The 24,306-nt window shown below is 39.0% G+C and carries 20 protein-coding genes and 1 tRNA gene; 12 read left to right on the plus strand and 9 right to left on the minus strand.

Annotated features, from left to right (window positions below):
- Positions 1-318: 318 nt before the first annotated feature.
- Together DY109_RS08290 and DY109_RS08295 are read right to left on the minus strand one after the other, a co-directional pair.
- Positions 319-394: transfer RNA gene (locus DY109_RS08290), tRNA-Val, on the minus strand.
- Between the two features lie 151 nt (positions 395-545).
- A complete protein-coding gene (locus tag DY109_RS08295; RefSeq protein ID WP_023947014.1) occupies positions 546-1,304 on the minus strand; it encodes a di-trans,poly-cis-decaprenylcistransferase in 759 nt (252 codons plus the stop codon).
- Between the two features lie 127 nt (positions 1,305-1,431).
- Between DY109_RS08295 and glmU the strand changes: the two genes are divergently transcribed.
- The 6 genes from glmU (at position 1,432) to DY109_RS08325 (ending at position 9,167) form a co-directional block, all read left to right on the plus strand.
- On the plus strand, positions 1,432-2,769 hold the full coding sequence (gene glmU / locus DY109_RS08300; protein ID WP_023947012.1) for a bifunctional UDP-N-acetylglucosamine diphosphorylase/glucosamine-1-phosphate N-acetyltransferase GlmU: 1,338 nt from the start codon (positions 1,432-1,434) through the stop codon (positions 2,767-2,769).
- A gap of 80 nt (positions 2,770-2,849) precedes the next feature.
- Positions 2,850-4,442, plus strand: a complete 1,593-nt coding sequence (locus DY109_RS12380; protein ID WP_034549349.1) for a methyl-accepting chemotaxis protein — start codon at positions 2,850-2,852, stop codon at positions 4,440-4,442.
- 11 nt (positions 4,443-4,453) lie between these two features.
- A complete protein-coding gene (locus DY109_RS08310; RefSeq protein ID WP_023947010.1) occupies positions 4,454-5,260 on the plus strand; it encodes a metallophosphoesterase family protein in 807 nt (268 codons plus the stop codon).
- Complete coding sequence (locus tag DY109_RS08315) at positions 5,253-6,191, plus strand: chemotaxis protein CheV (protein ID WP_023947009.1); 939 nt, start codon at positions 5,253-5,255, stop codon at positions 6,189-6,191. The genes DY109_RS08310 and DY109_RS08315 overlap by 8 nt, the downstream gene beginning before the upstream one ends.
- 62 nt (positions 6,192-6,253) lie before the next feature.
- Positions 6,254-8,656, plus strand: a complete 2,403-nt coding sequence (locus tag DY109_RS08320) for a hybrid sensor histidine kinase/response regulator (protein ID WP_023947008.1) — start codon at positions 6,254-6,256, stop codon at positions 8,654-8,656.
- A 1-nt stretch (position 8,657) separates the two neighbouring features.
- On the plus strand, positions 8,658-9,167 hold the full coding sequence (locus DY109_RS08325; protein WP_023947007.1) for a chemotaxis protein CheW: 510 nt from the start codon (positions 8,658-8,660) through the stop codon (positions 9,165-9,167).
- A 506-nt stretch (positions 9,168-9,673) separates the two neighbouring features.
- Here the strand turns inward: DY109_RS08325 and DY109_RS08330 are convergent.
- The 3 genes from DY109_RS08330 to purL are packed head-to-tail and all read right to left on the minus strand — an operon-like array spanning position 9,674 to position 13,995.
- On the minus strand, positions 9,674-10,693 hold the full coding sequence (locus DY109_RS08330) for a hypothetical protein (protein ID WP_023947005.1): 1,020 nt from the start codon (positions 10,691-10,693) through the stop codon (positions 9,674-9,676).
- On the minus strand, positions 10,690-11,688 hold the full coding sequence (locus DY109_RS08335) for a tRNA dihydrouridine synthase (protein WP_023947004.1): 999 nt from the start codon (positions 11,686-11,688) through the stop codon (positions 10,690-10,692). Before DY109_RS08335 ends, DY109_RS08330 begins: the two co-directional genes overlap by 4 nt.
- Positions 11,689-11,727: 39 nt before the next feature.
- A complete protein-coding gene (gene purL / locus DY109_RS08340; protein WP_023947003.1) occupies positions 11,728-13,995 on the minus strand; it encodes a phosphoribosylformylglycinamidine synthase subunit PurL in 2,268 nt (755 codons plus the stop codon).
- A gap of 157 nt (positions 13,996-14,152) precedes the next feature.
- Here purL and ppsA point away from each other — a divergent pair, with 157 nt between their 5' ends.
- Genes ppsA through DY109_RS12110 form a run of 6 tightly spaced genes read left to right on the plus strand, consistent with a single transcriptional unit; the run spans position 14,153 to position 20,179 of the window.
- Positions 14,153-16,579 carry a pyruvate, water dikinase gene (gene ppsA / locus DY109_RS08345; RefSeq protein WP_023947001.1) on the plus strand — a complete coding sequence of 809 codons (2,427 nt, stop codon included), beginning with the start codon at positions 14,153-14,155 and terminating at the stop codon, positions 16,577-16,579.
- A gap of 21 nt (positions 16,580-16,600) precedes the next feature.
- On the plus strand, positions 16,601-17,209 hold the full coding sequence (lpoB, locus tag DY109_RS08350; RefSeq protein WP_023946999.1) for a penicillin-binding protein activator LpoB: 609 nt from the start codon (positions 16,601-16,603) through the stop codon (positions 17,207-17,209).
- A gap of 50 nt (positions 17,210-17,259) precedes the next feature.
- Complete coding sequence (luxS, locus tag DY109_RS08355; protein ID WP_023946997.1) at positions 17,260-17,754, plus strand: S-ribosylhomocysteine lyase; 495 nt, start codon at positions 17,260-17,262, stop codon at positions 17,752-17,754.
- Positions 17,755-17,767: 13 nt separating this feature from the next.
- The gene (locus DY109_RS08360) at positions 17,768-18,676 is read left to right on the plus strand and encodes an LPP20 family lipoprotein (RefSeq protein ID WP_023946996.1); all 909 of its coding nucleotides are present in this window, start codon (positions 17,768-17,770) and stop codon (positions 18,674-18,676) included.
- Between the two features lie 11 nt (positions 18,677-18,687).
- The gene (locus tag DY109_RS08365; protein WP_244916664.1) at positions 18,688-19,113 is read left to right on the plus strand and encodes a hypothetical protein; all 426 of its coding nucleotides are present in this window, start codon (positions 18,688-18,690) and stop codon (positions 19,111-19,113) included.
- Positions 19,064-20,179, plus strand: a complete 1,116-nt coding sequence (locus tag DY109_RS12110) for an ATP-grasp fold amidoligase family protein (protein ID WP_244916665.1) — start codon at positions 19,064-19,066, stop codon at positions 20,177-20,179. Before DY109_RS08365 ends, DY109_RS12110 begins: the two co-directional genes overlap by 50 nt.
- Before the next feature lie 245 nt (positions 20,180-20,424).
- On the opposite strand, the gene DY109_RS12385 is transcribed toward DY109_RS12110, so the two are convergent.
- The 4 genes from DY109_RS12385 to dapB all read right to left on the minus strand — a co-directional run bounded on the left by DY109_RS12385 (position 20,425) and on the right by dapB (position 24,274).
- Entirely contained in the window at positions 20,425-20,547 is a 123-nt protein-coding gene (locus DY109_RS12385; protein ID WP_258399852.1) for a hypothetical protein, read from the minus strand.
- A gap of 181 nt (positions 20,548-20,728) precedes the next feature.
- On the minus strand, positions 20,729-21,691 hold the full coding sequence (locus tag DY109_RS08375; protein WP_023948311.1) for a metallophosphoesterase: 963 nt from the start codon (positions 21,689-21,691) through the stop codon (positions 20,729-20,731).
- A gap of 100 nt (positions 21,692-21,791) precedes the next feature.
- Entirely contained in the window at positions 21,792-23,513 is a 1,722-nt protein-coding gene (locus tag DY109_RS08380) for an AAA domain-containing protein (RefSeq protein WP_023948312.1), read from the minus strand.
- The gene (gene dapB, locus DY109_RS08385) at positions 23,510-24,274 is read right to left on the minus strand and encodes a 4-hydroxy-tetrahydrodipicolinate reductase (protein WP_023948313.1); all 765 of its coding nucleotides are present in this window, start codon (positions 24,272-24,274) and stop codon (positions 23,510-23,512) included. The genes DY109_RS08380 and dapB overlap by 4 nt, the downstream gene beginning before the upstream one ends.
- Positions 24,275-24,306: the final 32 nt, after the last annotated feature.

Here is a 24,306-nt window from a genome sequence, read left to right on the forward strand (position 1 = left end):
CCTTGCTCGCAATTGAGGGGGCGGGTTTATCATTGCGAGGCTTCCGCTAGGAAGTCGTGGCAATCCATTTTACTAGATTGCTTCGTCCTGTCATCCTCGCAATGACACATTACCTCGTCATGTCTTAAGGCTTTACAAAAGCCAAAGAATCCAGAAAAAATCTAATACAAAATCTAAAATAGATTCTAGTTTGGATTTGGATTCTTTGCTTTCTATGAAAACTTAAGTAATGACGAGGTATTTTAGAAGCTAGATTTTAATTTGACGTGTAATGCGCAATAAATGCAAGAAATATTAAGAAACATAAATAAAAACAAATGGTGGCCACGATTGGACTTGAACCAACGACCACTACCATGTCAAGGTAGTGCTCTACCAACTGAGCTACGCGACCGCAAAATCTAAAATAAGCTTGAATTATAATTGTTTAATACTTAGTTTAAGCTTTTATAGTAGAAAATAAGCGCGGATTCTAGATCCTATGGAAATTAGAATCTAGCCTCAAAGCCTACTTTGCACTTATTTTGTAATGTTTCTTGGTTGTATTATTGCTCCACTGCGCCAAATCGCCTTTGACGCAAATAAAAATCGCTAATAATCTCTTGTAATTCCTTCGTATCAAAATCTGGCCAAAGCGTCTTGCTAAAATAAAACTCAGCATAGCTTGCCTGCCAAAGCAAAAAATTTGAGAGTCTCTGCTCGCCACCTGTGCGGACAAGCAAATCGACATTTGGCATATCGTGCGTATCAAGATTTTGCGCGATTAAAGATTCTATTTGTTTTGGGGTTTTTGTCTGCAAATCCGCCAAATCTACATTGCTCTTTATCACACGCAAAAATGCACGCGAAATCTCATCTTTAGAGCCATAGTTAAGTGCCAAAGTCTGCGTCATTTTGGTATAAGAGGAAGTGCTTGATTCCAAATCCAAAATCAAATGCTTTAATGGCTGATAAAAAAAGTCAATATCCCCTATCGCGCGGAATCTAATGTTGTTTTTGTGGTAGGTTTGAGATTCTTCTTTGAGGTATTTTTCCAAAAGCTTCATCAGCGCATCAATCTCTTTTTTGGGACGATTCCAATTCTCTGTCGAAAAAGCATAAAGTGTCAAAAATTGTATGCCATATTGCAAGCACCATTGCGTGATATTGCGGACATTTTTTGCTCCGACTTTATGCCCGCTTTGTCGCGATTTTTTTCTATTTTGCGCCCACCTGCCATTGCCGTCCATAATGATTGCTAGATGGTGAAGCAAGTTTTTAGATTCTATATTTGTGAATGCTTGTGTGGATTCTTGTTGCTGCATTATAATCCTTAGTTTTGCCTTATTTTACGCATTATACAAAAAGTTTTAAGAAAGTCTAATGTAAAATAAAGCCAAATCTTAAAGATTATGCGATGTGTAAGGCGCAAAAAGCACAAAAGGAGTGGCAATGGATTTTTCAGTCATTATATTAGCTGCAGGTGCAGGCACGCGAATGCGCTCTACGCAACCAAAGGTTTTGCACAAAATCTGCGGAAAATCTATGATTGATTTGATTTTAGATTCTGCTCTCAAAGCTAGTGATGATGTGCATGTCATTTTGTATCACCAAAAAGACATAATCCAACACCATATCACTGAAATTTTTGGCACTCGCCAAATCACCATACACACGCAAGATCACCAAAAATACCCCGGCACAGGTGGCGCGCTTTTGGATTCTAGTGGGACGATGATTGAGACAAAGCATCAAAGAGTTGTAATCCTCAATGGTGATATGCCCCTTATACAATCCCAAACTATACAAGCTATTGCTAATATAGACGCAAAGGCGGTTTTAAGTATCATACAAATGCCAAATCCTCAAGGCTATGGTCGCGTGATTTTTGCAGATTCTAATCAAGAATCTATCGCTAAAGTCATCGAGCAAAAAGACTGCTCTACCAAAGAGCTTCAAATCAATATAGTCAATGCCGGAATCTACGCATTTGATGTGGGAATTCTTGCCAAAAATCTTCCATTGCTTCAAAACAATAACGCCCAAAAAGAATTTTATCTTACAGATATTATTGGGCTTTGTGTTGAGAGTGGCATTCGTATCGCTCCATTTTATGGAGATAAAGATGAGTTTATAGGTGTAAATTCTAAAAATGAGCTTGCCCTTGCCCAAGACATCAAACTCAAACTTTTGCGCGACAAAGCTATGGCAAGCGGTGTGATTATGCATATTCCACAAAGTATTTATATCGAGGAAGATGTTGAGTTTGAAGGAGAGTGTGAGATCGAAAATGGAGTGAGAATCTGTGGCAAAAGCAAGATTGTAGATTCTGTGATTAAAGCTCATAGCGTGATTAAAGAGAGCGTAATCATATCAAGCGATATAGGTCCTATGGCGCATATCCGCCCAAAAAGCCATATCCAAAACACACATATTGGTAATTTTGTCGAGACAAAAGCTGCTACTCTTTCTGGCGTGAAAGCCGGGCATTTGAGCTATCTTGGGGATTGTGAGATCCAAAATGGAAGCAATGTCGGGGCTGGCGTTATCACTTGCAATTATGATGGCAAACAAAAACACAAAACATTCATTGGTGAAAATGTATTTATAGGAAGCGATACGCAGCTTGTAGCACCTGTGATAGTCCAATCAAATAGCATAATTGCCGCAGGCTCGACGATCACTTCAGATGTGCCAAGCGGAAGTTTGGCGATTTCTAGGACAAAGCAGCAGAATAAGGCTGGATTTTTTTCTAGGTTTTTTGCCAAAAACACTAAAAATCCTCAATAATTTTTTATTTTTAAGGTAACAAAGAATGCTTTTGCAATATAATGATTGTAAATGAGGTTTTAAATAGCGAGGAAATTGTGGTGTTACAGACATTTCGTGCAAAAATGATTTTTACTTTGAGTTTGTTTCTTGTGGTTGGCGTGTGTGGTTTGGTCGTGCTTTTGAAATATAATTTCACAAATCTTGCGATGACAGAAGCCAAGCAAACATCAGATATGTTGAGTCAATCAATTTTTTATACAATCCGAGAAGGTATGAATACAGGCTCAAGAGAAGCGATTGAAGAAAGTATCACCTCATCAAAAAGCATACCCGGTATAGAAGATATTGTCGTGTATCAATCTGAAAGTGTAAAAGAGCTTTTTGGACTTCAAGATTCTATTGTCCCGACAGAAATAGCACAAGAAGTATTCCAAACCAAACAAGCCAAAATACAAAATCTCGAACAAGATGGTAGCCATTTTGTGATATTGCATAAGCCACTCATCGCTCAAGAAAGCTGTCTGAATTGCCACGCAAACGCGCAAAAAGATGAAGTTTTGGGCGTGATGAAGCTTCACATTTCACTTGATGATTTGCACCATTCTATCGCTCAAAGTATGTATTGGGTTATTAGTTGCACGATTGTGGCGTACTTTTTGGCGATTTTGGGGTTATGGATATTTTTTGAAAAAGAGCTTATTCGTCCATTAGCAGTGCTTAAAAATATGGCAAAAGATCTCACAAGCACGAAAGAAGCGGATTTGACAAAGCGCATTTTTATCAAAACCAAAGATGAAGTCGGAAGCACTTCGCTATTTTTTAATCAATTTGTCGAAAATATCCAAAACACCATAAAAATCACCAAAAATGTATCTCTTGAGAGCGTGGATAGCATTTCTGGATTGCAGCAGATTTCACTCAAACTCTCTCAAAATTCAAACATTCAAGCCGAGCATATAGATTCTATTGATGTGCTTGCTAAAAATATATTTTCACAAACAGGATCAGTCAAAGACGAAATCCAAACTACCCTGCAAGATATAGAACACACTCAAAATGTCTTAGATGGATTTGTGCATAAGCTCCAAAATGTAGTCGATCAGATCCAAAGCACAAGCCAAAATCAAGAAGAAATTATGGAGCGATCGCATATACTTGCAGAAAATGTCCAGCAGACAAAACAAGTGCTTTCAGTGATTTCCAAAATCGCCGAACAAACCAATCTTTTAGCCCTTAATGCAGCCATTGAAGCAATGCGGGCGGGCGAGCATGGAAGAGGATTTGCAGTTGTGGCTGATAATGTCCGCGAGCTTGCGACATCAACACAAAAAGCCATCAATGAAATAGCCACAGCAATGAATATCATGGTGCAAAGCGTGGCTGAAGTCAATCAAGACATTAACCGATCAAGCGAAGAAACCAAACAAATCTCCATTCAAACAAGTGAAATGATAGAAGAAGCTAACAAGACAAAATCATTTTTGGCAAACACAAAAGAATCTTCACACAGAATCTATGAAAAAAATAATGAGGTCGTCCAAAACACAGCACAGCTTGAAACAAAAATGGAACAAATTACAGCGATTTCTATCCAAACCAAAGAATTTGGCACAAAAGTAGAATCTATCGTTAAAAGCGTCTTGCAAAAGACAAAAAGTCTTGATGAAGCGATTTCTAACTTTAAAACTTAAGCGATAAAGTGATGATGAGCGATATTCCTTCAATCATACCCGGAGCAGTATTTATTGCAGATTCTCACTTTATACCCACACACAAGAGTAACTCATTACAAGCAAACTTTGATGATTCTCATCATTTCACCCAAACAAAAATATGGCAAGGCGATTTGCTCTCTTTGCTTGCTTATCTTGAGCTAAACCCTCCACCTCAAGTATTTTTAATGGGCGATATAGCGCATTTATTTATAGGACATATACAAAGTAGCATCAAAAAACACCGACTTTTTATAGAATCTATCAATGCGCTTTCTTTAAAAACTCAAGTGTTTTATTTTGAAGGCAATCATGATTTTGGCATTGATATGTGCGTATTTCCACGAGTCAAAATATATCCGCGCAGTTTGCAGCCAGCGCACTTTATGTTTGAATCCTCTAACTTCCTCATCGCACATGGAGACTGCTTTATCAGCAAATCATACGAATGCTATATACATCTTATGAGTGCGTCTTTTGTGCTAAGTTGCTTTAAGATTCTTGATATACTCACTTGCGGATACCTCTATACATACATAGAGCGCAAAATCAATGCTCGCAGAATCAAAAATATGCCCCTTTGTGGCGAAAAATTAGAAAAGTTTGCCAAAGAAAGATTTGCCAAATATCAGCAATATGCCACAAATAAAGGTATCTCTTGCTTAAGTGGAGTGATTGAAGGGCATTTTCATATTGGAGAAATTTACAAAAACTACATATCTCTGCCATCATTTTATTGTTCAAAAAGAGTTTTTATTATAGAATCCAGCAAAAAAAATGGAGAAAGAAATGGCTGATACTCCCAATCAACAATTAAATATCTATAACGAAATCGCCTTGATTGACTTTAGAATCTTTGAAAAACGAGACAATGAAAGTTATGAGGGCGTGTATGGGGTAAATGTTGTTAAAGTGCGCGGTATTATGGATTGGTCAGATGAGCTATCAGAAGTGCCAGCAAGTCCGGATTATGTGCTTGGTTTGCTTGATTTAAGAGGCACGATTATACCTGTTGTTGATCTACCAAAATGGCTCAATATCGAGCCTGATGACAAACAGCACAGACGTAAAATCATCATATCAGAATTCAATAATGTCGAAATTGGTTTTGTTATCCATGAAGTGAAGAGAATTAGACATATTAATTGGAAAAATATTGAAGCTGCGAGATTTAGCTCCTCAAACATCATAGAAAGGGGAAAAATCACAGGAACAACGCGTATCGAAGACGGAAGGACATTGCTTATTTTGGATTTGGAGAGCATAATTGATGAGCTTGATTTCTATAAGCAAAAAGCAGATTCTATCGTCAATATTGTCGAAGGACAGCAAAAATTCAGTGGATTAGCCCTTGTGCTTGAAGATAGTAATGTCGCACGAAAAAGAATAATCAAAAATCTACACGCTATGGGATTTGAAGTTATCGAGGCGATAAATGGTGAGGAAGGAAAGCAAAAACTTGAAGAGTTGTATGACATATATGGCAAAGATCTTCAATCACACCTAAAAATCATCGTCTCTGATATAGAAATGCCAAAAATGGACGGATTCCACTTTGCAAGTGAAGTCAAAAAAGATCCCAGATTTGCCAAAATTCCTCTATTATTTAACTCTTCTATATGTGATGAAAATAGTATAGAAAAAAGCAAAAAAGTTGGAAGCGATGGCTATATTGTCAAATTTGATCCTGATCTTTTCTACAAAGAAATCAAAAAACTTTTAAGTTAGGCTTATTTTTTTTATTTTTTTGGTAGAATAACCCAAAAAAATAACTATCACGAGGTATGAGTATGGATGATATGCAAGAAATAATGGAAGATTTTTTAATCGAAGCATTTGAAATGGTAGAACAGCTCGATCAGGATTTGGTTGAACTAGAAAGCAACCCCGAAGACCTCGATCTTCTCAATCGTATCTTTAGAGTAGCTCACACAATCAAAGGTTCAAGCTCATTTTTGAATTTTGATATTTTGACAAGCCTCACTCATAATATGGAAGATGTCCTCAACAAAGCACGAAAAGGCGAACTCAAAATAACGCCAGACATTATGGATGTTGTGTTGGTTTCCGTAGATTTGATGAAAGCCTTGCTAAAAGTCATTCAAGAATCTGGAACAGACGCAAATAGCGGTATTGACATAACTGATGTGGTGAAAAAACTTCAAGCCATTTCTCAAGGCACAAATCAAGATACAAATAGTAGCTCTCAAGAATCACCCGCACCTCAAGCTTCAGAATCTAAAGCAGAATCCAAAGCGACAACTCAACCCAAACAAGAAGAATCACCCGCACCTGCTTCTTCAGACGATAATCCTTTGGCAGATGAGCCAGACAAAGACTACGCACACATGAGTGCCGAGCAAGTCGAAGCAGAGATAGATAGACTACTCAAAAAGCGACAAGAAGCTGATAAACAAAAACGAGCCGAAAAGAAAGCAAGCGAACAAGTAGCAGACACTCAAGCTCCAAAACCAGAACATCCAGCAAATAACGAAGCTCCAGCCCATGCTTCACCTAGACCAGCAGCCACAAAAGATGAGAGCAAAAATATAGCAACTGCTGTTGAGCAAACCGTGCGCGTTGATGTGCGAAGGCTTGATCATTTGATGAATCTTATCGGTGAGCTTGTGCTTGGCAAAAACCGACTTATCAGAATCTATAGCGAAGTCGAGGAACGTTATGATGGCGAGAAATTTTTAGAAGAGCTCAATCAAGTTGTCTCCTCTGTCTCAAGCGTTACAACAGATTTACAACTTGCTGTGATGAAAACTAGAATGCAGCCTGTTGGCAAAGTGTTTAATAAATTTCCACGAATGGTTCGGGATCTCTCAAGAGATTTAAAGAAAAATATAGATCTTGTAATTACAGGTGAAGAAACCGAGCTTGACAAATCTATCGTCGAAGAAATTGGCGATCCGCTTATCCACATTATCCGCAATTCATGCGATCACGGAATAGAAACTCCAGAAGAAAGACAAACTTTAGGCAAACCAGAAGTCGGCAGAGTCGATCTAAAAGCTTACAATGAAGGCAATCACATCGTGATAGAAATTACAGATGATGGGCATGGCTTAGATCCTGACTTCTTGAAGCAAAAAGCGATCGAAAAGGGGCTTATTTCAGAAAAAGAAGCAGATAATATGTCTGATAAAGAGGCTTTGGGGATTATCTTTAAACCCGGATTCTCTACATCAAAAACCATTACCAATGTATCAGGGCGTGGTGTCGGAATGGATGTCGTCAAAACAAATGTCGAAAAACTCAATGGAATCATCGAGATAGATTCTGAAAAGGGCGTTGGCACGACCTTTAAGCTTAAAATTCCATTGACACTAGCCATTATGCAAACACTCCTAGTTGGCACGCAAGAGGAATATTATGCGATTCCGCTTTCATCTGTTGTCGAGACGGTGCGTATAGGGCAAGATGAAATCTACACTGTCGATGGCAAATCAGTTTTGCGCCTTCGAGATGAAGTGCTATCTTTGGTGAGATTGGCAGATATTTTTGGTGTTAGTTCTGTGCTTGAGGCTACAAGCGAGGTTTATGTTGTAATCATCGCTCTAGCGGAGCAAAAGCTTGGAATTATTGTGGATTATCTTATCGGGCAAGAAGAAGCGGTTATCAAATCGCTTGGGTATTATCTCAAAAATACACGCGGAATCGCTGGAGCGACCGTTCGAGGAGATGGCAAAATCACGCTTATTGTCGATGTCGCAGCGATGATTGATATGGCAAAAGAGATAAAAGTCAGTATCAATAAAATGATGGAAGAAGCCCAAAATACAAAAGTCAAAAGTTCGCCAGCTGATTATGTGGTTTTGGCAATCGATGATAGCAATACCGATAGAGCGATCATGAAAAAATGCCTCAAAACACTTGGCGTTACAATCCTTGAAGCAAGCAATGGATTGGAAGGATTAGAAATTGTCAAAAACAGCGATAAACCTATTGATGCGGTTTTGGTTGATATTGAAATGCCTAAAATGGACGGCTATACCTTTGCTTCTGAAGTGCGAAAATACAATAAATTTAAAAGCCTTCCATTAATCGCAGTAACAAGTAGAACAAGCAAAACAGATAGAATGCGTGGCGTAGAATCTGGTATGACTGAATATATCACAAAGCCCTACACTCCTGAATATCTCATCAATGTCGTAAAAAGAAATATAAACCTTGTAACTGGAGAATAATATGAGTGATGATAAAATGAAAAATATCTTTGAGCAACAAAGACAGCAGCTTACTAGTACAAGCAGTGGGCAAGATGACGCAGATGAAGTGCTTCAAGTTATTGGTTTTGTGGTTGGCAATGAGGAATTCTCGGTGCCAATCCTCAATGTTATTGAGATTGTCAAGCCCATAGAATACACAAGGGTTCCCGGAACTCCTCCGTATGTGCTTGGGGTTTTTAATCTCCGCGGAAATGTATATCCGCTTATCAATCTTAGGCTTAATTTTGGAATGCAGGCAATCAAACAAGATAAAGATACGCGATACCTTGTTATCCGCCAAAATGATGATATTGCTGGATTTGTAATCGATAAGCTCACAGCAGCTATCACACTACCTCAATCTGTGATCGATCCTGTGCCAGAGACATTAGCTAGCAATCAAGCAGGCTTAATAAGTGGCGTCGGCAAACGAGAAGATCATCTTATCACAATCCTAAAAATAGATGCTTTACTTAAAAGAGATTTTTAGATTCTAGATTCTAGTTTAAATGGAATCTAAATCCTCTCTTTTTTGCTATGCAACTCTAGGGCTTTGCCCGAACGCTTTGCTTGAGAAGACATATTTCAGGGAGTTTGAAATTTTTAGCCTGCGATGAACGCTATTGTTACATTTTTTGTGTTTTTGCTTGCCTAAAAATTTTACACAACCCTGACTAAATCTGCCTAAAAATGGAGGATTTCTTTACGCCCCTTTGTGTTTGGCATGGCGTTTTTGTCGTCATTACTTAAGTTTTCATAGAAAGCGAAGAATCCAGAAAATAAAGTCTGCAAAAGCAAAACCCAGATTCTTCGCTAACGCTTAAGACATGTATGGAAACACAATGGCTCATTAAGAAATCCTAGATTTTAAGATGAGTTTGCGGGCTGTGCAGTTTTGAGCGAGGAAATAGAACTTGTAGTTCATTGACGAAGCGAAAAACAAATCTCGTAGCTCAAATCGCTTAAAGCTAGGATTTAGATTCTATGCAAACACAATCAAAAGCTTAATGCCATACTCAAAAACCACTCTCTCTCCTTTGAGACGACAAATTTTTGTCGCAAAAGCGTCTCACTCCAACCATCATTTGGACGCACAGCCACAAGAGTGCCACTTGCATTGACAGCCAGCCCATCAAACCTATACCACCGCTCAGATGCAATCTCATAAAAAGTATCTTTGAACCCAAAATTAATCCTCAAAAATTTTGTGATATAGGCTTGAACTCCATACCGCAAAAATCCGCCACTTCCCGCCGCAAAAAACGCATCATTGAGATTCTGCGCTTTTCCTTTGCCGGCGACTAGATTCTGCCATGAGCCTTGAGAAAACCGAGAAAACTCAACTCCTCCGCCCACAAAAACCCCAATCTTCAAAACCCCCAATCGCCTAAGAAACCAACCATCGCCAAAATTCAAATATTCTCTCAACCAATAATCAATAGGTACATTGACAAATCCATCAACCCCAATTCCAAAAGTCATCCATTTGCCACTATTTGGGGCGATTGTTTGAGGATCTGGCGTCTCTTGAAAACTGAAAGCCTCCTCTGTAACCGTAGTGCCGGGCTTGATAATTAAGATTCCATTCACGCCATCAACCCCGCAATTCACACTTCCTGTTTTTTCATTATTGCATCTTGCTTTCGCTCCTGCTAAATTATTAGAGCTTGTATCTCTTGCGCTTGATGTGAGATTGCCAAGCCCGCCACCAATGACACTTATCTCCCCAAACAGCCTCACCCCGCTAATCCCTAGCTTATCGATAAAATACTCCCCGCCAATTTCAGCATTAAAACCATTGCCTAGATTCCCTTGATATTCTCCGCGCGTGCTATCGCCGATACAAAGCAGTGAGCCATCAGCTTGCACGGGGCAAGTTGCGACTTCTTTACTCATACTTTGCTGATTTGAAGTGGCAGTTGCACCACCGCCAACTATCCCCATTTGCACATATGGACGCAGCTCTCCACCAATACAAAACCCCACAACACAACACGATACAACAACAAATCTCATACGCTTCTCTTATTTAATTCTACGATACAATCAAGATTCCACTTGATTTCTTCCTCACCGAAAAATTCCTCAATCCGCTTCCTCATCTCAGCAGAATCCACCAAGCTATTGACAATATTTCGAAACTCACTTGCATTTGTATGCCCCTTAGCATACGCATGGAGATTTTTACGAAACATCACAACTCCCCTTGTGCCATAAAATTCTACCATTTTATCAAAATGCTCGAGCACAAGCTCTTTTTTGATGATTGGTGGCAATTCATCAGTATTGTTTTTGATCTGCCAAAAAATCCACGGACTTGATAATGCTGCCCTACCTATCATCACCCCATCAGCCCCTGTGCGCGCTAATACACACTGCGCTTTTTTGGCAGAATCTATCTCGCCATTTGCAATCAATGGCTTCTGCAAGATATGTTTCATCTGCGCTATGGAATCATAATCAATCCGCTCTTTTTTGTATCCATCGCTTCGCGTCCTTCCATGCACGACGACAAAATCAATGGGCGCGTCATTGAGCGCATTTGCTATCTCAAGCGGAATCTTACGATCAAAGCCTAACCGCACTTTTACGCTTGTATATGGCTTATTTGTCGTATTTTTGATGATATGGAGCATTTTTACCAAATGTGGCAAATCTTTCAAAAGCCCGCTTCCATTGCCGTGATTTGCGACTTTTGGAGCCGGACAACCACAATTAAAATCTACAATATCAATGCCATTTTGGGTATTGAGAATCTCAATGGCTTTTTTAAGAATCTCTGGCTTTGATCCTGCCACTTGCACAGAATATGGATTCTCGTTTTGTGATTTTTCTATCATCTTTAGGGTTTTGGCACTTTGATAGGCAAGTGCGTGCGAGCTTATCATTTCACTCACGGTTATATCCACGCCAAATTTTTTCACCACACTTCGAAATGGCAAATCCGTATATCCAGCTAATGGCGCAAGAAACAAAACATTTTTAAAATCTTTTTTTAAATCCAAAGTCATAGAATCCAAAATCCTTTTGTTACTGTTGCTATTAATTTCCTAATGTATATAATGACTAAAACTTGTATAAAAAATCTCTCTCAATTCTGCAAGGCTTAGATCTATCTCATCGATACAGAGCCTATCACCGCCAATTTCCCCCAAAATCGCAAAAGGAATGCCTGCATCTTTTGCCATTGTTTTGAGGCTTTCGCAATTATCTTTGGCGACTTCTGCGACAATGCAGCTTTGAGATTGCGCAAAAATATATTCTTTAGATTCTGGGGTTTTAGATTCTAGATTTTTTTGGGTTTGAGATGGAGTTAATGGAGCTATGGCTACACGGAGATTTTTTGCGCGGATTCCTATATTGCCAAAAAGTGCCATTTTTGCAAGCGTGATAGCCAATCCACCATTGCCAACTTCTTTTGATGAGATAATGATATTTTTTTCAATGGCTTCTAAAGTGAGATTCCAAAGTCTAAGCTCAGCTTCTAAATCAATCGCAGGCACATTGCCTCCATTTATTCCATATAGCACTTTTTGTAGCACACTCCCATCAAGCCCATCATCAATCCGTCCTAGCAAAACAACACAATTTCCCGCCACTTTGAATGCAGAATCTATAATCTTTGTCGCATCATTATTAATCCCCACAGCTGCTATGGTTGGCGTCGGATAAATATCTATGCCTTCTGTTTGGTTATATAATGAGACATTACCACTCACCACAGGCATATCAAGTGCTTTTGAAGCTAGCTTTATACCCTCGCATACTTCTTTAAACTGCCACATCACTTCTGGATTCTCCGGACTGCCAAAATTTAGACAATCGCTAATTGCCAAAGGGCGCGCGCCTCGTGTGATACACTTCCTCCCAGCTGTCGCTACGGCGATTTTTGCGCCTTCTTGCGGATTGAGATAACAATAACGAATAGGCGAATAAATACTCATCGCAAGGGCTACACCATTTTCTTTTACTCGTATCGCACTTGCATCGCCCTGCCCGCTTTCAATGATTGTATTTGTCTGCACAGAGCTATCATATTGAGAATAAATCCATTCTTTATCGCAAATATCAATACTTCCTAGCAGTTTTTTAAACATTTCTTGCTGGCTTAATGGGCTTTGTGTGTAATGCTGCTTAGATACAGAATCTAAATACGCAGGCTTTTTGGTTGGGCGATTTAAAACAGGCGCGTTTGCAACAATCGGCTTAATAGGTATAAACCCTACTCGCTCCTCTTCCCAATATAGCTCCATTGCTCCACTATCGCTCACCTCGCCTATCACAGCGCAATTCAGCTCCCATTTATCAAAAATCTTTTTAATCTCCTCATAGGATTCTCTCTTTGCGCAGATAAGCATTCGCTCTTGTGATTCGCTAAGCATTAATTCATACGCATTCATTCCGCTTTCGCGCATAGGCACTTTATCAAGATAGAGCTTCATTCCACTTCCGCTTCTATCTGCCATTTCAAAGCTAGAGCTCGTAAGCCCAGCCGCGCCCATATCTTGAATGCCTACGATAAGATTCTGATGGAATAACTCCAAGCATGCTTCAAGCAAAAGCTTCTCGGTAAAAGGATCGCCCACTTGCACGGTCGGACGCAATGCTTTAGAATCTTGAGTAAAGCTATCAGAGCTCATCACTGCCCCACCTAAGCCATCTCTTCCGGTTTTACTTCCTACATAAATCACAAGATTGCCAACGCCATCAGCCCTGCCATAGAATATCTCATCACTTTTGGCTATGCCTAGACAAAACGCATTGACTAAAATATTGCCGTTATAGCATTGCTCAAAACTACTCTCACCCCCGATAGTTGGCACACCCATACAATTTCCATAACTCCCTATCCCCTCTACAACGCCACGAAGTAAGTATTTGTGTTTTTTGCCTATGGCATCATCGCGCCAAATCTCACCAAATCGAATAGAATCCAAACTCGCCACAGGGCGCGCACCCATAGTAAAAATATCTCGCATAATCCCACCAACTCCCGTAGCCGCTCCTGCGTGAGGCTCAATAAAGCTTGGGTGATTGTGAGATTCTACCTTAAATACTGCGGCATAACCGCCACTTATATCGATGACACCTGCGTTTTCGCCCGGACCTTGTATGACCCAAGGCGCACTCACAGGAAAGCCTTTGAGGTAGATTCTGCTTGATTTATAGCTACAATGCTCACTCCACATAGCTGAAAAAACCCCCAACTCAACCAAATTAGGCTCTCTGCCTAGAATCTTAAATATCTCATCATAATCTTGTGATGAGAGTTTGTGCTTTTTGAGGGCTTCATTCATATCTGTGATGACAAATGACATAACGATCCTTAGAATCTAAAATGACTATAAAAACGAAATTGTATCAAATTCATTTTTGCATTTCCTTAATCAAGTTTATAATTTTTAAGTTTATAGTTATGTTTTATAAATTACAATATACCGCTTTAGCTTACTTTAGCTCATAAGAGGAGAATGCATGAAATATATCAAGTTCTTTAAGGAACTCAACAATAAAGATGTCCCACTGGTGGGAGGAAAAAACGCTAGCATTGGAGAAATGTTTCAAGAGCTTGTTCCAGTAGGGATCAAAGTCCCAAATGGTTTTGCTATCACAAGTGAAGCATATTGGTATTTGCTAGATTCTGGTGGCATACGTCAAAAAATCCAAGACTTGCTTGAAGGAGTCGATGTAACAGAAATCGATGTGCTTAAAACTCGATCCAAAAAAATCCGTGAGCTTATTTTTGGCACGCCTTTTCCTGAGGATTTACGCAATGAAATCTTTCAAGCGTATAAGATTTTGAGTGAAGAGTATGGTATGAAAGAAGCTGATGTCGCGGTGCGTAGCTCTGCGACTGCCGAGGATTTGCCTGATGCAAGCTTTGCCGGACAGCAAGATACTTACCTTAGCGTCAAAGGACAAACAGAGCTTATCCACTATATCAAATCCTGTCTTGCTTCGCTTTTTACTGATAGAGCAGTGAGTTACCGCGCTTCAAGAGGGTTTGATCATTTCAAAGTCGCGCTGTCTGTGGGCGTGCAAAAAATGGTGCGTGCTGACAAAGGTAGTGCTGGAGTTATGTTTAGTATTGATACAGAAACAGGCTTTAAAGACGCGGTATTTATCACATCAAGCTGGGGGCTTGGAGAAAATGTCGTAGGTGGAATGGTAAATCCTGATGAGTTTTATGTATTTAAACCCACACTCAAAGAAGGCAAACGCCCCATTATCAAGCGACAACTCGGGCATAAACACCAAAAAATGGTCTATGCGCCAAAAGGAAGCGATCACCCAACCAAAAACATCAAAACCACACAAAAAGAAATGAAAACTTTCTCTATCACCGATGCAGACATTCTTACCCTTGCACGTTATGCGATCAAAATCGAGGAGCATTACACTAAAGAAGCAGGCGAATATCGCCCAATGGATATGGAATGGTCAAAAGATGGCGAAAGTGGAGAGATATTTATCGTGCAAGCGCGCCCTGAGACAGTCCAAAGCCAAAAAAACAAAAAAAATAGCTCGCAACGACTTGAAAAATTTAGCTTCACAGACAAAAACGCCGAAAGAGAGATTTTGCTTACCGGACGCGCAATAGGTGGCAAAATAGGATATGGCAAAGTAAGAATCATTAATGACATAGAGCATATGAATACCTTTAAAGAAGGTGAGATTCTCGTAACTGACAATACCGATCCTGATTGGGAGCCGGTGATGAAAAAAGCATCAGCAGTCATCACAAATCGCGGTGGGCGCACCTGCCATGCCGCGATTGTCGCGCGTGAGATTGGCGTGCCAGCTATCGTCGGGGCTATCGGCGCGACTGATAGGCTCTATACGGGCATGGAAGTTACCGTCTCTTGTGCTGAAGGCGAAGAAGGCTACATTTATGCGGGCATTCACCCATTTGAAGTTGAAGCAATCGAGCTTGATAATCTTGGCAAACCAAAAACCAAAATCTATATGAATATAGGCAACCCAGAAAAAGCGTTTGGATTCTCACAATTACCAAATGATGGCGTTGGGCTTGCGCGTATGGAGCATATTATCCTCAATCAAATCAAAGCCCACCCATTAGCCTTGCTTGATCTCCAAAACGGCAAAAAAGACATCAAAGATCGCTCTGAAATCGAAAAGCTCATCTCCGGATACGAAAGCCCAAAAGACTTTTTTATCAAAAAAATCGCCGAAGGTATGGGTATGATCTCAGCTGCTTTCTATCCAAAGCCGGTCATCGTGCGGACAAGCGATTTTAAATCAAACGAATATCGCGGTATGATCGGTGGCGTGAGCTATGAGCCATTAGAGGAAAACCCTATGCTTGGCTATCGTGGGGCAAGTAGGTATTATTCTGACTTGTATCGAGTGGCGTTTGAATGGGAATGTGAGGCATTAGCAATGGTGCGTGAAGAAATGGGGCTTACAAATATGAAAGTCATGGTGCCGTTTTTACGCACACCTGAAGAGGGCAAAAAAGTGCTAGAGATTATGCGTCGCAATGGATTGGAATCTGGCAAAAATGGGCTTGAGATTTATGTGATGTGTGAATTACCAGTGAATGTTATTTTGGCTGATGATTTCTTAAATATGTTTGATGGATTCTCGATTGGCTCAAACGATCTAACCCAGCTCACACTCGGAGTCGATAGAGATGGACAGCTTGTCAGCCATATATTTGATGAGCGAAATCCTGCAATGCTTGAGATGTTTAAGCACGCGATACAAGCATGTAAAAAGCACAACAAATACTGCGGAATCTGCGGGCAAGCACCAAGCGATTACCCAGAGATAGCAGAGTTTTTGGTCAAAGAAGGCATCACTTCTATTTCGCTCAATCCAGATTCTGTGGTTTCGACTTGGACGCGTATTGTCGCATTAGAAAAAACACTCAAACAATAACCGCAGCAAAGGATACACATTATGAAAAAAATTGCTTTATATGCTCTTGTGTTTGTGCTAGGGATAAGTGGCTGTGGTGGCGTCAAATATGTCGATAATGCAGATTCTAGAGAGTATTCTTCAATGGGTATTGATTATCATGATATTGAAAGTGCTGCGCAAAAAAATGTCCAATCTCTCCTTGAGAGTGGCTATGTCAGAAATTTAGCAACATTGAGCCAGCCAAAAGTGCTTGCTATCTCTGATGTAGTCAATGACACAATGCAGCATTTCTCCACAGAAGAGCTTACACGAAAAATCACGCGAGATATGCGCAATAGTGGTAAATTCATACTCACTATGGCATTTGCTGGAAGTGGCAATAGCGAGGATAAAATGATCGATAAAGTGCGTGAAGCACGAAATAATGATGAAGTCAATCAATATGGCGTGCCAGAAAAAGGCAATCTCATCGCGCCCGAGCTCTCGCTTTCAGGAAAAATTATCCAACGCAACACAAAAGTAAAATCTAAACAGCGCGTTGATTATTTTTTCTTGCTTACACTTACAGATCTCAAAACCGGCTTAGTTGTTTGGGATAATGAAGTCAATATCATCAAACTTGGTAGCAACAAAGCTGTCTCGTGGTGATTTTAGTTTAGATTTCGCAATGTTAATTTATGTTAATTTAAGGAGCAAATATGCCATTACTTGATAGTTTTAAAGTCGATCATACGATTATGCCAGCGCCTGCTGTGCGCCTTGCCAAAACAATGGAAACTCCAAAAGGAGACAAAATAAGCGTGTTTGATTTAAGATTCTGCGTTCCAAATCAAGAGATTTTGAGTGAAAAAGGTATCCATACGCTTGAGCATTTATTTGCCGGCTTTATGAGAGATTATCTCAACACTCATAATATCGAGATTATCGATATTTCACCAATGGGGTGCAGAACGGGGTTTTATATGAGTGTGATTGGCATACCAAGTGATGACAAAGTCAAAGAAGCATGGGAAGAGAGTATGAAAGATATTTGCAAAGTTAGCACCATACCCGAAGCAAACAAATTCCAGTGTGGCACTTTTGCTATGCACTCTCTTGATGAAGCAAAGCAAATCGCTTGCAATGTGCTTGATAGGGGTATTTCTATTATGGATACACAAAAAATACTTCTCAAAAATATTCCAAGCGCATAATTTGGGGCACACATTGAAATATCATATCGGCGTATTGCTTGTTTTGTTGTTTGGTGGCTGTGCAAATCACCCACCAAAGTGGTTTCTCAACCCTCAAACCTCAAATAATTTTTTCTATGGAAATGGCTCTAGCACAGATGTCGCACAAGCCAAAAATAATGCTATTAATGATTTAGCGCAAAATATCCAAACGCAAATTATGTCTGATACGCATCTTAACAATACCCAGCGCAACAATATTGACTCTTCAGAATTACATCAAAATATCTATCTTAATGTCGCTTCGCTTGAATTGCAGAATCTAAAAACAACCAAGCAAAGTTATGTGGGCGATACATTTTATATCCAAGTCCAAATCTCCAAACAAGATGTGCTCACCCCGCTCACCAATCGCTACAACCAGAATCTACAAAGCCTTCAAGCTATTGATCGCAGTTGTAAATCGCTCAACTTGCGAGATTTTGCTACACTTCAAACAAAGCTTTCTGATATGCGACAAATCACACAAATTATTAATCTCATCTCTCCGTCAAACACCATTAATAATAGCACATTGCAAACCTTTGAGAATCTCCTTGTATCAAATATGCCTGCACCAAAAATCAAAATCTCTTACAATAACATACCGCAAACAGAGCAAGACACACTCTCAAGTGAGATCGCTAAATTTTTTCGCATTACAGATGAAGCAGACATCGGCATAATGGAAAATACACTCTCCATACAAGAAAAAAACAATGCATTTGAAGCCACGCTTTTGACTGCGATTAGAGATTGTCATAATAATCTTTTATACCAAACCTCTATCAAAGAGACTCAACAAAGCAGAGAAAACGCGATAAAGCGGATCTCGATTGTCCTTTACAAAAAGTTATCTGAATATCAAAATAGTCAGACAAATACACCTATCCCAAAATTCTAAAAGGAGCATTTATGCTATTTTACTTACAACAATGTATAAAGCGATGTATTCCAAATACATTAAAGAATATAGTGCGACATAATAGATTCTATACAGAGTATATTTTGCCATGGCGTTTAAATTATCAACAAAAAAAAGTTGCAAAACTTGATGATGAAACATTTTTAACAATGAGACATAAGCATATATTTGGTTATATTCCTAATTTTAAGAATCCACAAACATTTAATGAAAAAATAGTGCATAGAATGCTTTATGATAGAAATCCAATATATAGTGCATTAGCTGATAAACTCAAAGCTAGAATCTATATTGCTACTTGTTTGCAAGAGCTTCAAAATACTGCAAATATATCTCATACATCAAACATATCTGCTACTATGTCTAATGCTACTATATCTATTAATACTATGGGGGGGGGGGCAGAGCAAAAGTAATGCTTTAGATTCTAAGCATTCAAATCTTTCAGATTCTGTTTCTTATTCAAATCATTTAGAATCTTTACATAAAGTAGATTCTGCAACTTTTAATTCTAATTCCTTAGATTCTTTAAATTCAAATTATTCAAATCTTTCTAATCATTTAAAATCTAAAAATTTAGATTTTAGTTTAGATTCTGCTACTCACAAGTTGGATTCTGTTAGTTTAGATTCTAAGCATTCTCAATCTCTTGATTCTGTTTCTTATTCTAATCATTTAGATTCTAAAAATTTAGATTCTGTTTCAAATCTTTCAGATTCTAATTCCTTAGATTCTATTAATTTGCATTCCATAGATTCTGCAACTCTTTCTTTACTCTTTATGCCTATTGATGATATACAAGACAAACTCTTTGAGACAAATACTTGTGAGTTTTTGCCAAAGATTTATGGAATCTATAAGAATGTAGAAGAGATTGATTTTACACATCTTCCACAAAGCTTTGTTTTAAAAACAAATCATGATTGTGGAGGAGTAGTCTTAGTGCAAGATAAAGATGAGTTTTTAAATAATAAAAAAGTATTTCAAGAATCTATGGATAAATTAAAAAAACATTTAAATACAAATTATTATACAAAGACTAGAGAGTGGCATTATGATAATATAGAGCCTAGAGTATTTGTGGAGGAGATGCTTTGTGAAGTGAAAGGTGGAAAAATAATCATTCCGAATGATTATAAGTTTCACTGCTTTGGCGATAAGATATTTTCAGAAACCATTATAGACAGAGGCATTGATACGCGTTGCACTTTTTTTGATGAAAATTGGAATCCTATCAAAGTAAAAATCACTTATGATTTTGCACAAAAACCCATAGAAAAGCCAAAAGTGTTGCCATTAATGCTTGAAATAAGCAGAAAATTTTCTAAAGATTTGGGGTATTTGCGTTGTGATTTTTATTTGCAAAACAATGAAATTTTACACATAGGGGAACTTACTTTTACTCCTGGTGGTGGCACTCTACCAATATCTCCGAGAGAATATGATAAAAAACTCGGTGATTTATGGAAGATTAAAGCCTAGATTTTAGGATTTGGATTCTTTAGCAAGCCTAAGGCATGACGAGGTATTTTAGATTCTAGATTCTGAAACCGCCTTATCTTATGGATTACCACGCAAGGTTAAATATTGCTTGCAATGACAAACCTGCCTCGTGCCTCGTCATTGCGAGGACGATAGGACGAAGCAATCTAGTAAAAAATGGATTGCCACAGCCCTAAAGGGCTTCGCAATGACAACAAAATGATAGATTCTATGCAAACTAAAATCTAGATTCTAGAATCTAAATCGTCATTGCAAGGACGGCAAGACGAAGCAAAAGAGAATCTAAACTCATCGTATGGATTGCCATGCAATCTCACGATTGCTCGCAATGACAATTTTTGCGTCATTCTGAGCTTTCACAGAAAGCGAAGAATCCAAAAAAGAAATAACAGAATCTAAAAGATTCTAATTTGGATTTGGATTCTTTCTGGGTTCTTCGGTCGTTTCACTCGCTTAAAAATGACGAGGTGTTTTTAGATTCTAGAATCTTACAATTTAGATTCTAAAAATCTAACTTCAGCCTAAAATCTAGCCCTGTGGCTCAAGCATTATCATCACAACTTCTGGCGGATTAAACACCCGAGGCAAAAATACATTCAAGCTCAATCCTCTTGAGACAACAAGCGTTTGATTGTCTTTGAGCGTATAAAGCCCGCCGACATACTGCGGAAAAATGCCCTGATTTGGCGCATAAAGTCCATTAAGGATAAATGGTATCCTCACTTGCCCGCCGTGTGTATGCCCGCTTACGATGAGATCAAAATCAAGCTGATTAAAAAGCTTAATGCATTCTGGACGATGAGAGAGTAGGATTTGTAATGTTTGCGGGTATGCGCTTTGTTTGGACGATATGGGCGATGTTGGTGATATTTGCGAGTCTAATATTTCTTGACGTGCGGTCAAATCAAGTGCTTCAAAAGTTTGCAACACTTGATTGCTCCATTGCCCTTGCCAATCTCCCCATTCTTGAGAGGTTTTTTGGATTCTGTGTCCATTATCATCATATTTCACCACATATGGATCATCAATCCCCGCGATTATTAGGGCATTGTCTTTGATAGATGTATGCACTGCTGCATGAGCGCGATCAAGCACGATTGTATGATGTGCTTGTATCATCTGCTTTATAGGTATGATAGCACCGCTCCAAAATTCGTGATTACCGCTGACATAATACTTTGGAATCTTATCGAATGGAGGCTGGTTTAGCCTTGCAAAAAACTCTATAGCCCCTTGTATATCTTCTTTGTCATCGACCATATCGCCTGCCATAAGGATCATATCTGGATTTTGGGTTGCAAGTGTGGCAAAGATTTGCTCTTGATAAAACCTCCCAGAATGCAAATCACTCAAAAGCGCGATTTTGATGTTTGAGTGTATTTTGGGTGATGTGAGCGTATAAAACCTCACTTGAAGTGGGGCATACAGCGCACAAATAATAATCCCCAAACAAACGCAAGCAAAAAAACCAACTTTTATAATACCTCTCAATTATAACCCCTTATTAGATTCTCACTTAATGCCCTTGCTAATCCTCATAAATCCCCTTGCAAATTCTATTATTAATCCCATTTAATCATTTTGCTAACTCTCATAATGAGACAACCTGAATGTTTTTATTATTAGCATTTAGAGCAAAAAATGGAGTAGATTCTCGCAAAATATCGCTTAAAAATTGATTTTGAAACTTTATCCAATACGCATAATCACACACGATGATAAGTCGTTTTTTGATTCTGCTTATAGCGACATTAAGGGCGTATGCGGCATTTAGATTCTGCGAATTAGTGAGGTGATGATGAAGTGCGACGGGTGAGAAAATCACACTATCAAATTCTTGCCCTTGCGAGCCATGAATAGTCCATAAAAATTTATATGGAATCCCACATTCATTCAGAAGCTTTTTTTGCTTGACAAAAGGCGTGATAATCGCTATATCCTCATTTTTGAGCTGCTGGTAGATTTTGGCGACCATTTGGGCTTCTTTGAGATTTGTTTTGTCAACTGGAGGGGTGCGCCCACAATCCACAAACAAAAGTTGTGTCTGGCTTTGATTACCGCATAAGCCATTGTGGTAGATGTGCTTATCTAAGATTTTGGCAAGATTATTGCCATAGCGATGTGTTTTGATGAGATTTGAGATTTTGGTGTGTTTGTGGATTGCTGGTGAGAATTGCGTCTTTGACAAAATTGCAGAATCTTTGGTGATTGGCTCTTCAAAAAGCTCTTCCAAAAAAAGCGATGAGAGGTTAAAGAGATTAGCATACGCTTTGTCGCCATGGATTTCTTTTTGGGGCATTTCACAAATCGGCATAAGCTGTTTGTGATCGCCCAAAAGCGTTAGTGGAATCCCTTGCGTGCAAAGAGTGGCTGTTTTGATAAGTGGCGTGAAAGCGCATTCATCTAAAAAAATATGCTTAAATTTTACATCAAGCGTTTTGAATCGGCGGATAAAGCCATCGATTGTCATGCCTATGACTAAAGCTTCATTGAGCCTACTTTTAAGATTTTGCGCGCCAAAGAGGCTTTGCTTTTGCTTTTTTTGGGTGATTTGCGGATCGCACACTTCGATATAGGATTCAAGGAAGGCATTTGTAGGCATTCCTAAGCGCAAAAGCTTTTCACGATTGAGCCCTAACTCATCAAATTTTCTAATCAACGCCCTTAGAATCTGCTCAAGGGCATTATTTGTCGGAGCAAGCACACATACAGGCTGATTGTGATTGATATAATATAACAAGCTCTCAAACAACACAACTTGTGTTTTGCCACTTCCTGGAGGTCCCCAAATATAAGTAAGCGGGTGGTTTAGAATATTTAAAATCGCTTCTTTTTGCTCATCTGAAATAGATTCTCGCAATGTATGTGATTTTTTGGCAGCAAGGCTTGGAAGCTGGAAAGAATGAGAATCCAGAAAAAAATTTTCAAGATTTTTGATGAGGAATTTTAGATCTGTAAAGATTTTGATTTGAGATTGGTTTTTTTGAAAATCTTTGTAGAGATTTGAGCTTGCAAAGCCTATGCGAAAGGTTTGAGATTTTTCATCATAATCAATCAGCTCAAGCCCATTTGCCTCGCTTATCTCAAGAAAAGTACCCTTAAAACATAGCACAAGAGAATCTGCATTGACAAATGTCGCTTTCACGCTTAAAAGCATCTCATAGTTCGCCTCGTTTGTCTTATCGTAAATAAACGCTACGGAGTTGATTTTGAGCTCTTCTAAGCCTAAATGATGAGAATCTAAATACTCATAATAGATTCTGCTTGCATTCAAAAGTACGCTTTTGAATGCTTGGGTTTGGCTCTCAGTCATTCAACCTCTAGCACTTGGTTGATTGAGTAGAGATTTGGAGCTTTATCACAAAGCCACAACGCGCAAGTAATTGCACCTTTGGCAAATACCTTTCGGCTTGTAGCATTATGAGTGAATTCTAAAAATTCGCCATCCATATAGAATCCTATCGTATGTCGCCCCGAGACATCGCCACCTCTTAAGCTCACTACGCCGATTTCATTGGGTTTGCGCTCATTTTTTCTCTCTGTTACCATAACTTCATTAAGAGCAAATCCCCTTGCCTTCGCGCAACTCTCTGCCAAAGTCAGCACAGTGCCACTTGGTGCGTCTTTTTTGAAGCGGTGGTGGATTTCGCTGATTTCTATATCTGCGTTTGGAAGGGCTTTGGCGATATTTGCGATGATTGTATTTAAAAGCGCGATACCTATTGACATATTTGTCGCGTATAAAAGAGGGGCTTTTTTAGAGACTTCTTGCATTAAGGATTTTTGAGAATCATCAAGCCCTGTCGTGCCTATCACGCAAGGCTTTGGCGTATGAAGCAAGGATTTAAGGAGCAACTGCGTCGCCGCAGGCGAGCTAAAATCAATAATCACATCACAACATCGGATAAATTCATCGATATTATTTGTTACAAAACTTCCTTCTGGAAGCGAAAAATCAAGCTCTTTTCTGACAAAAATAGCCCCGATTTCAAGTTTGTTTGGTACGGAAAGAATCTCATCAATAATCAACCGACCAATCCGCCCGCTCGCCCCAAAGATTCCGATTTTTAGCATAAACTATCCTTTATTTTTGTGCTTTTTTAATG

The organism is Helicobacter fennelliae (assembly GCF_900451005.1).
Lineage (GTDB): Bacteria > Campylobacterota > Campylobacteria > Campylobacterales > Helicobacteraceae > Helicobacter_B > Helicobacter_B fennelliae.

Coding starts and splice junctions, on each gene's coding strand:
- DY109_RS08295 (WP_023947014.1), bottom strand. CDS start 1,304: ATGCAGCAACAAGAATCCACACAAGCATTCACAAATATAGAATCTAAA.
- glmU (WP_023947012.1), top strand. CDS start 1,432: ATGGATTTTTCAGTCATTATATTAGCTGCAGGTGCAGGCACGCGAATG.
- DY109_RS08310 (WP_023947010.1), top strand. CDS start 4,454: ATGATGAGCGATATTCCTTCAATCATACCCGGAGCAGTATTTATTGCA.
- DY109_RS08315 (WP_023947009.1), top strand. CDS start 5,253: ATGGCTGATACTCCCAATCAACAATTAAATATCTATAACGAAATCGCC.
- DY109_RS08320 (WP_023947008.1), top strand. CDS start 6,254: ATGGATGATATGCAAGAAATAATGGAAGATTTTTTAATCGAAGCATTT.
- DY109_RS08325 (WP_023947007.1), top strand. CDS start 8,658: ATGAGTGATGATAAAATGAAAAATATCTTTGAGCAACAAAGACAGCAG.
- DY109_RS08330 (WP_023947005.1), bottom strand. CDS start 10,693: ATGAGATTTGTTGTTGTATCGTGTTGTGTTGTGGGGTTTTGTATTGGT.
- DY109_RS08335 (WP_023947004.1), bottom strand. CDS start 11,688: ATGACTTTGGATTTAAAAAAAGATTTTAAAAATGTTTTGTTTCTTGCG.
- purL (WP_023947003.1), bottom strand. CDS start 13,995: ATGTCATTTGTCATCACAGATATGAATGAAGCCCTCAAAAAGCACAAA.
- ppsA (WP_023947001.1), top strand. CDS start 14,153: ATGAAATATATCAAGTTCTTTAAGGAACTCAACAATAAAGATGTCCCA.
- lpoB (WP_023946999.1), top strand. CDS start 16,601: ATGAAAAAAATTGCTTTATATGCTCTTGTGTTTGTGCTAGGGATAAGT.
- luxS (WP_023946997.1), top strand. CDS start 17,260: ATGCCATTACTTGATAGTTTTAAAGTCGATCATACGATTATGCCAGCG.
- DY109_RS08365 (WP_244916664.1), top strand. CDS start 18,688: ATGCTATTTTACTTACAACAATGTATAAAGCGATGTATTCCAAATACA.
- DY109_RS12110 (WP_244916665.1), top strand. CDS start 19,064: ATGCTACTATATCTATTAATACTATGGGGGGGGGGGCAGAGCAAAAGT.
- DY109_RS12385 (WP_258399852.1), bottom strand. CDS start 20,547: ATGACGCAAAAATTGTCATTGCGAGCAATCGTGAGATTGCATGGCAAT.
- DY109_RS08380 (WP_023948312.1), bottom strand. CDS start 23,513: ATGACTGAGAGCCAAACCCAAGCATTCAAAAGCGTACTTTTGAATGCA.
- dapB (WP_023948313.1), bottom strand. CDS start 24,274: ATGCTAAAAATCGGAATCTTTGGGGCGAGCGGGCGGATTGGTCGGTTG.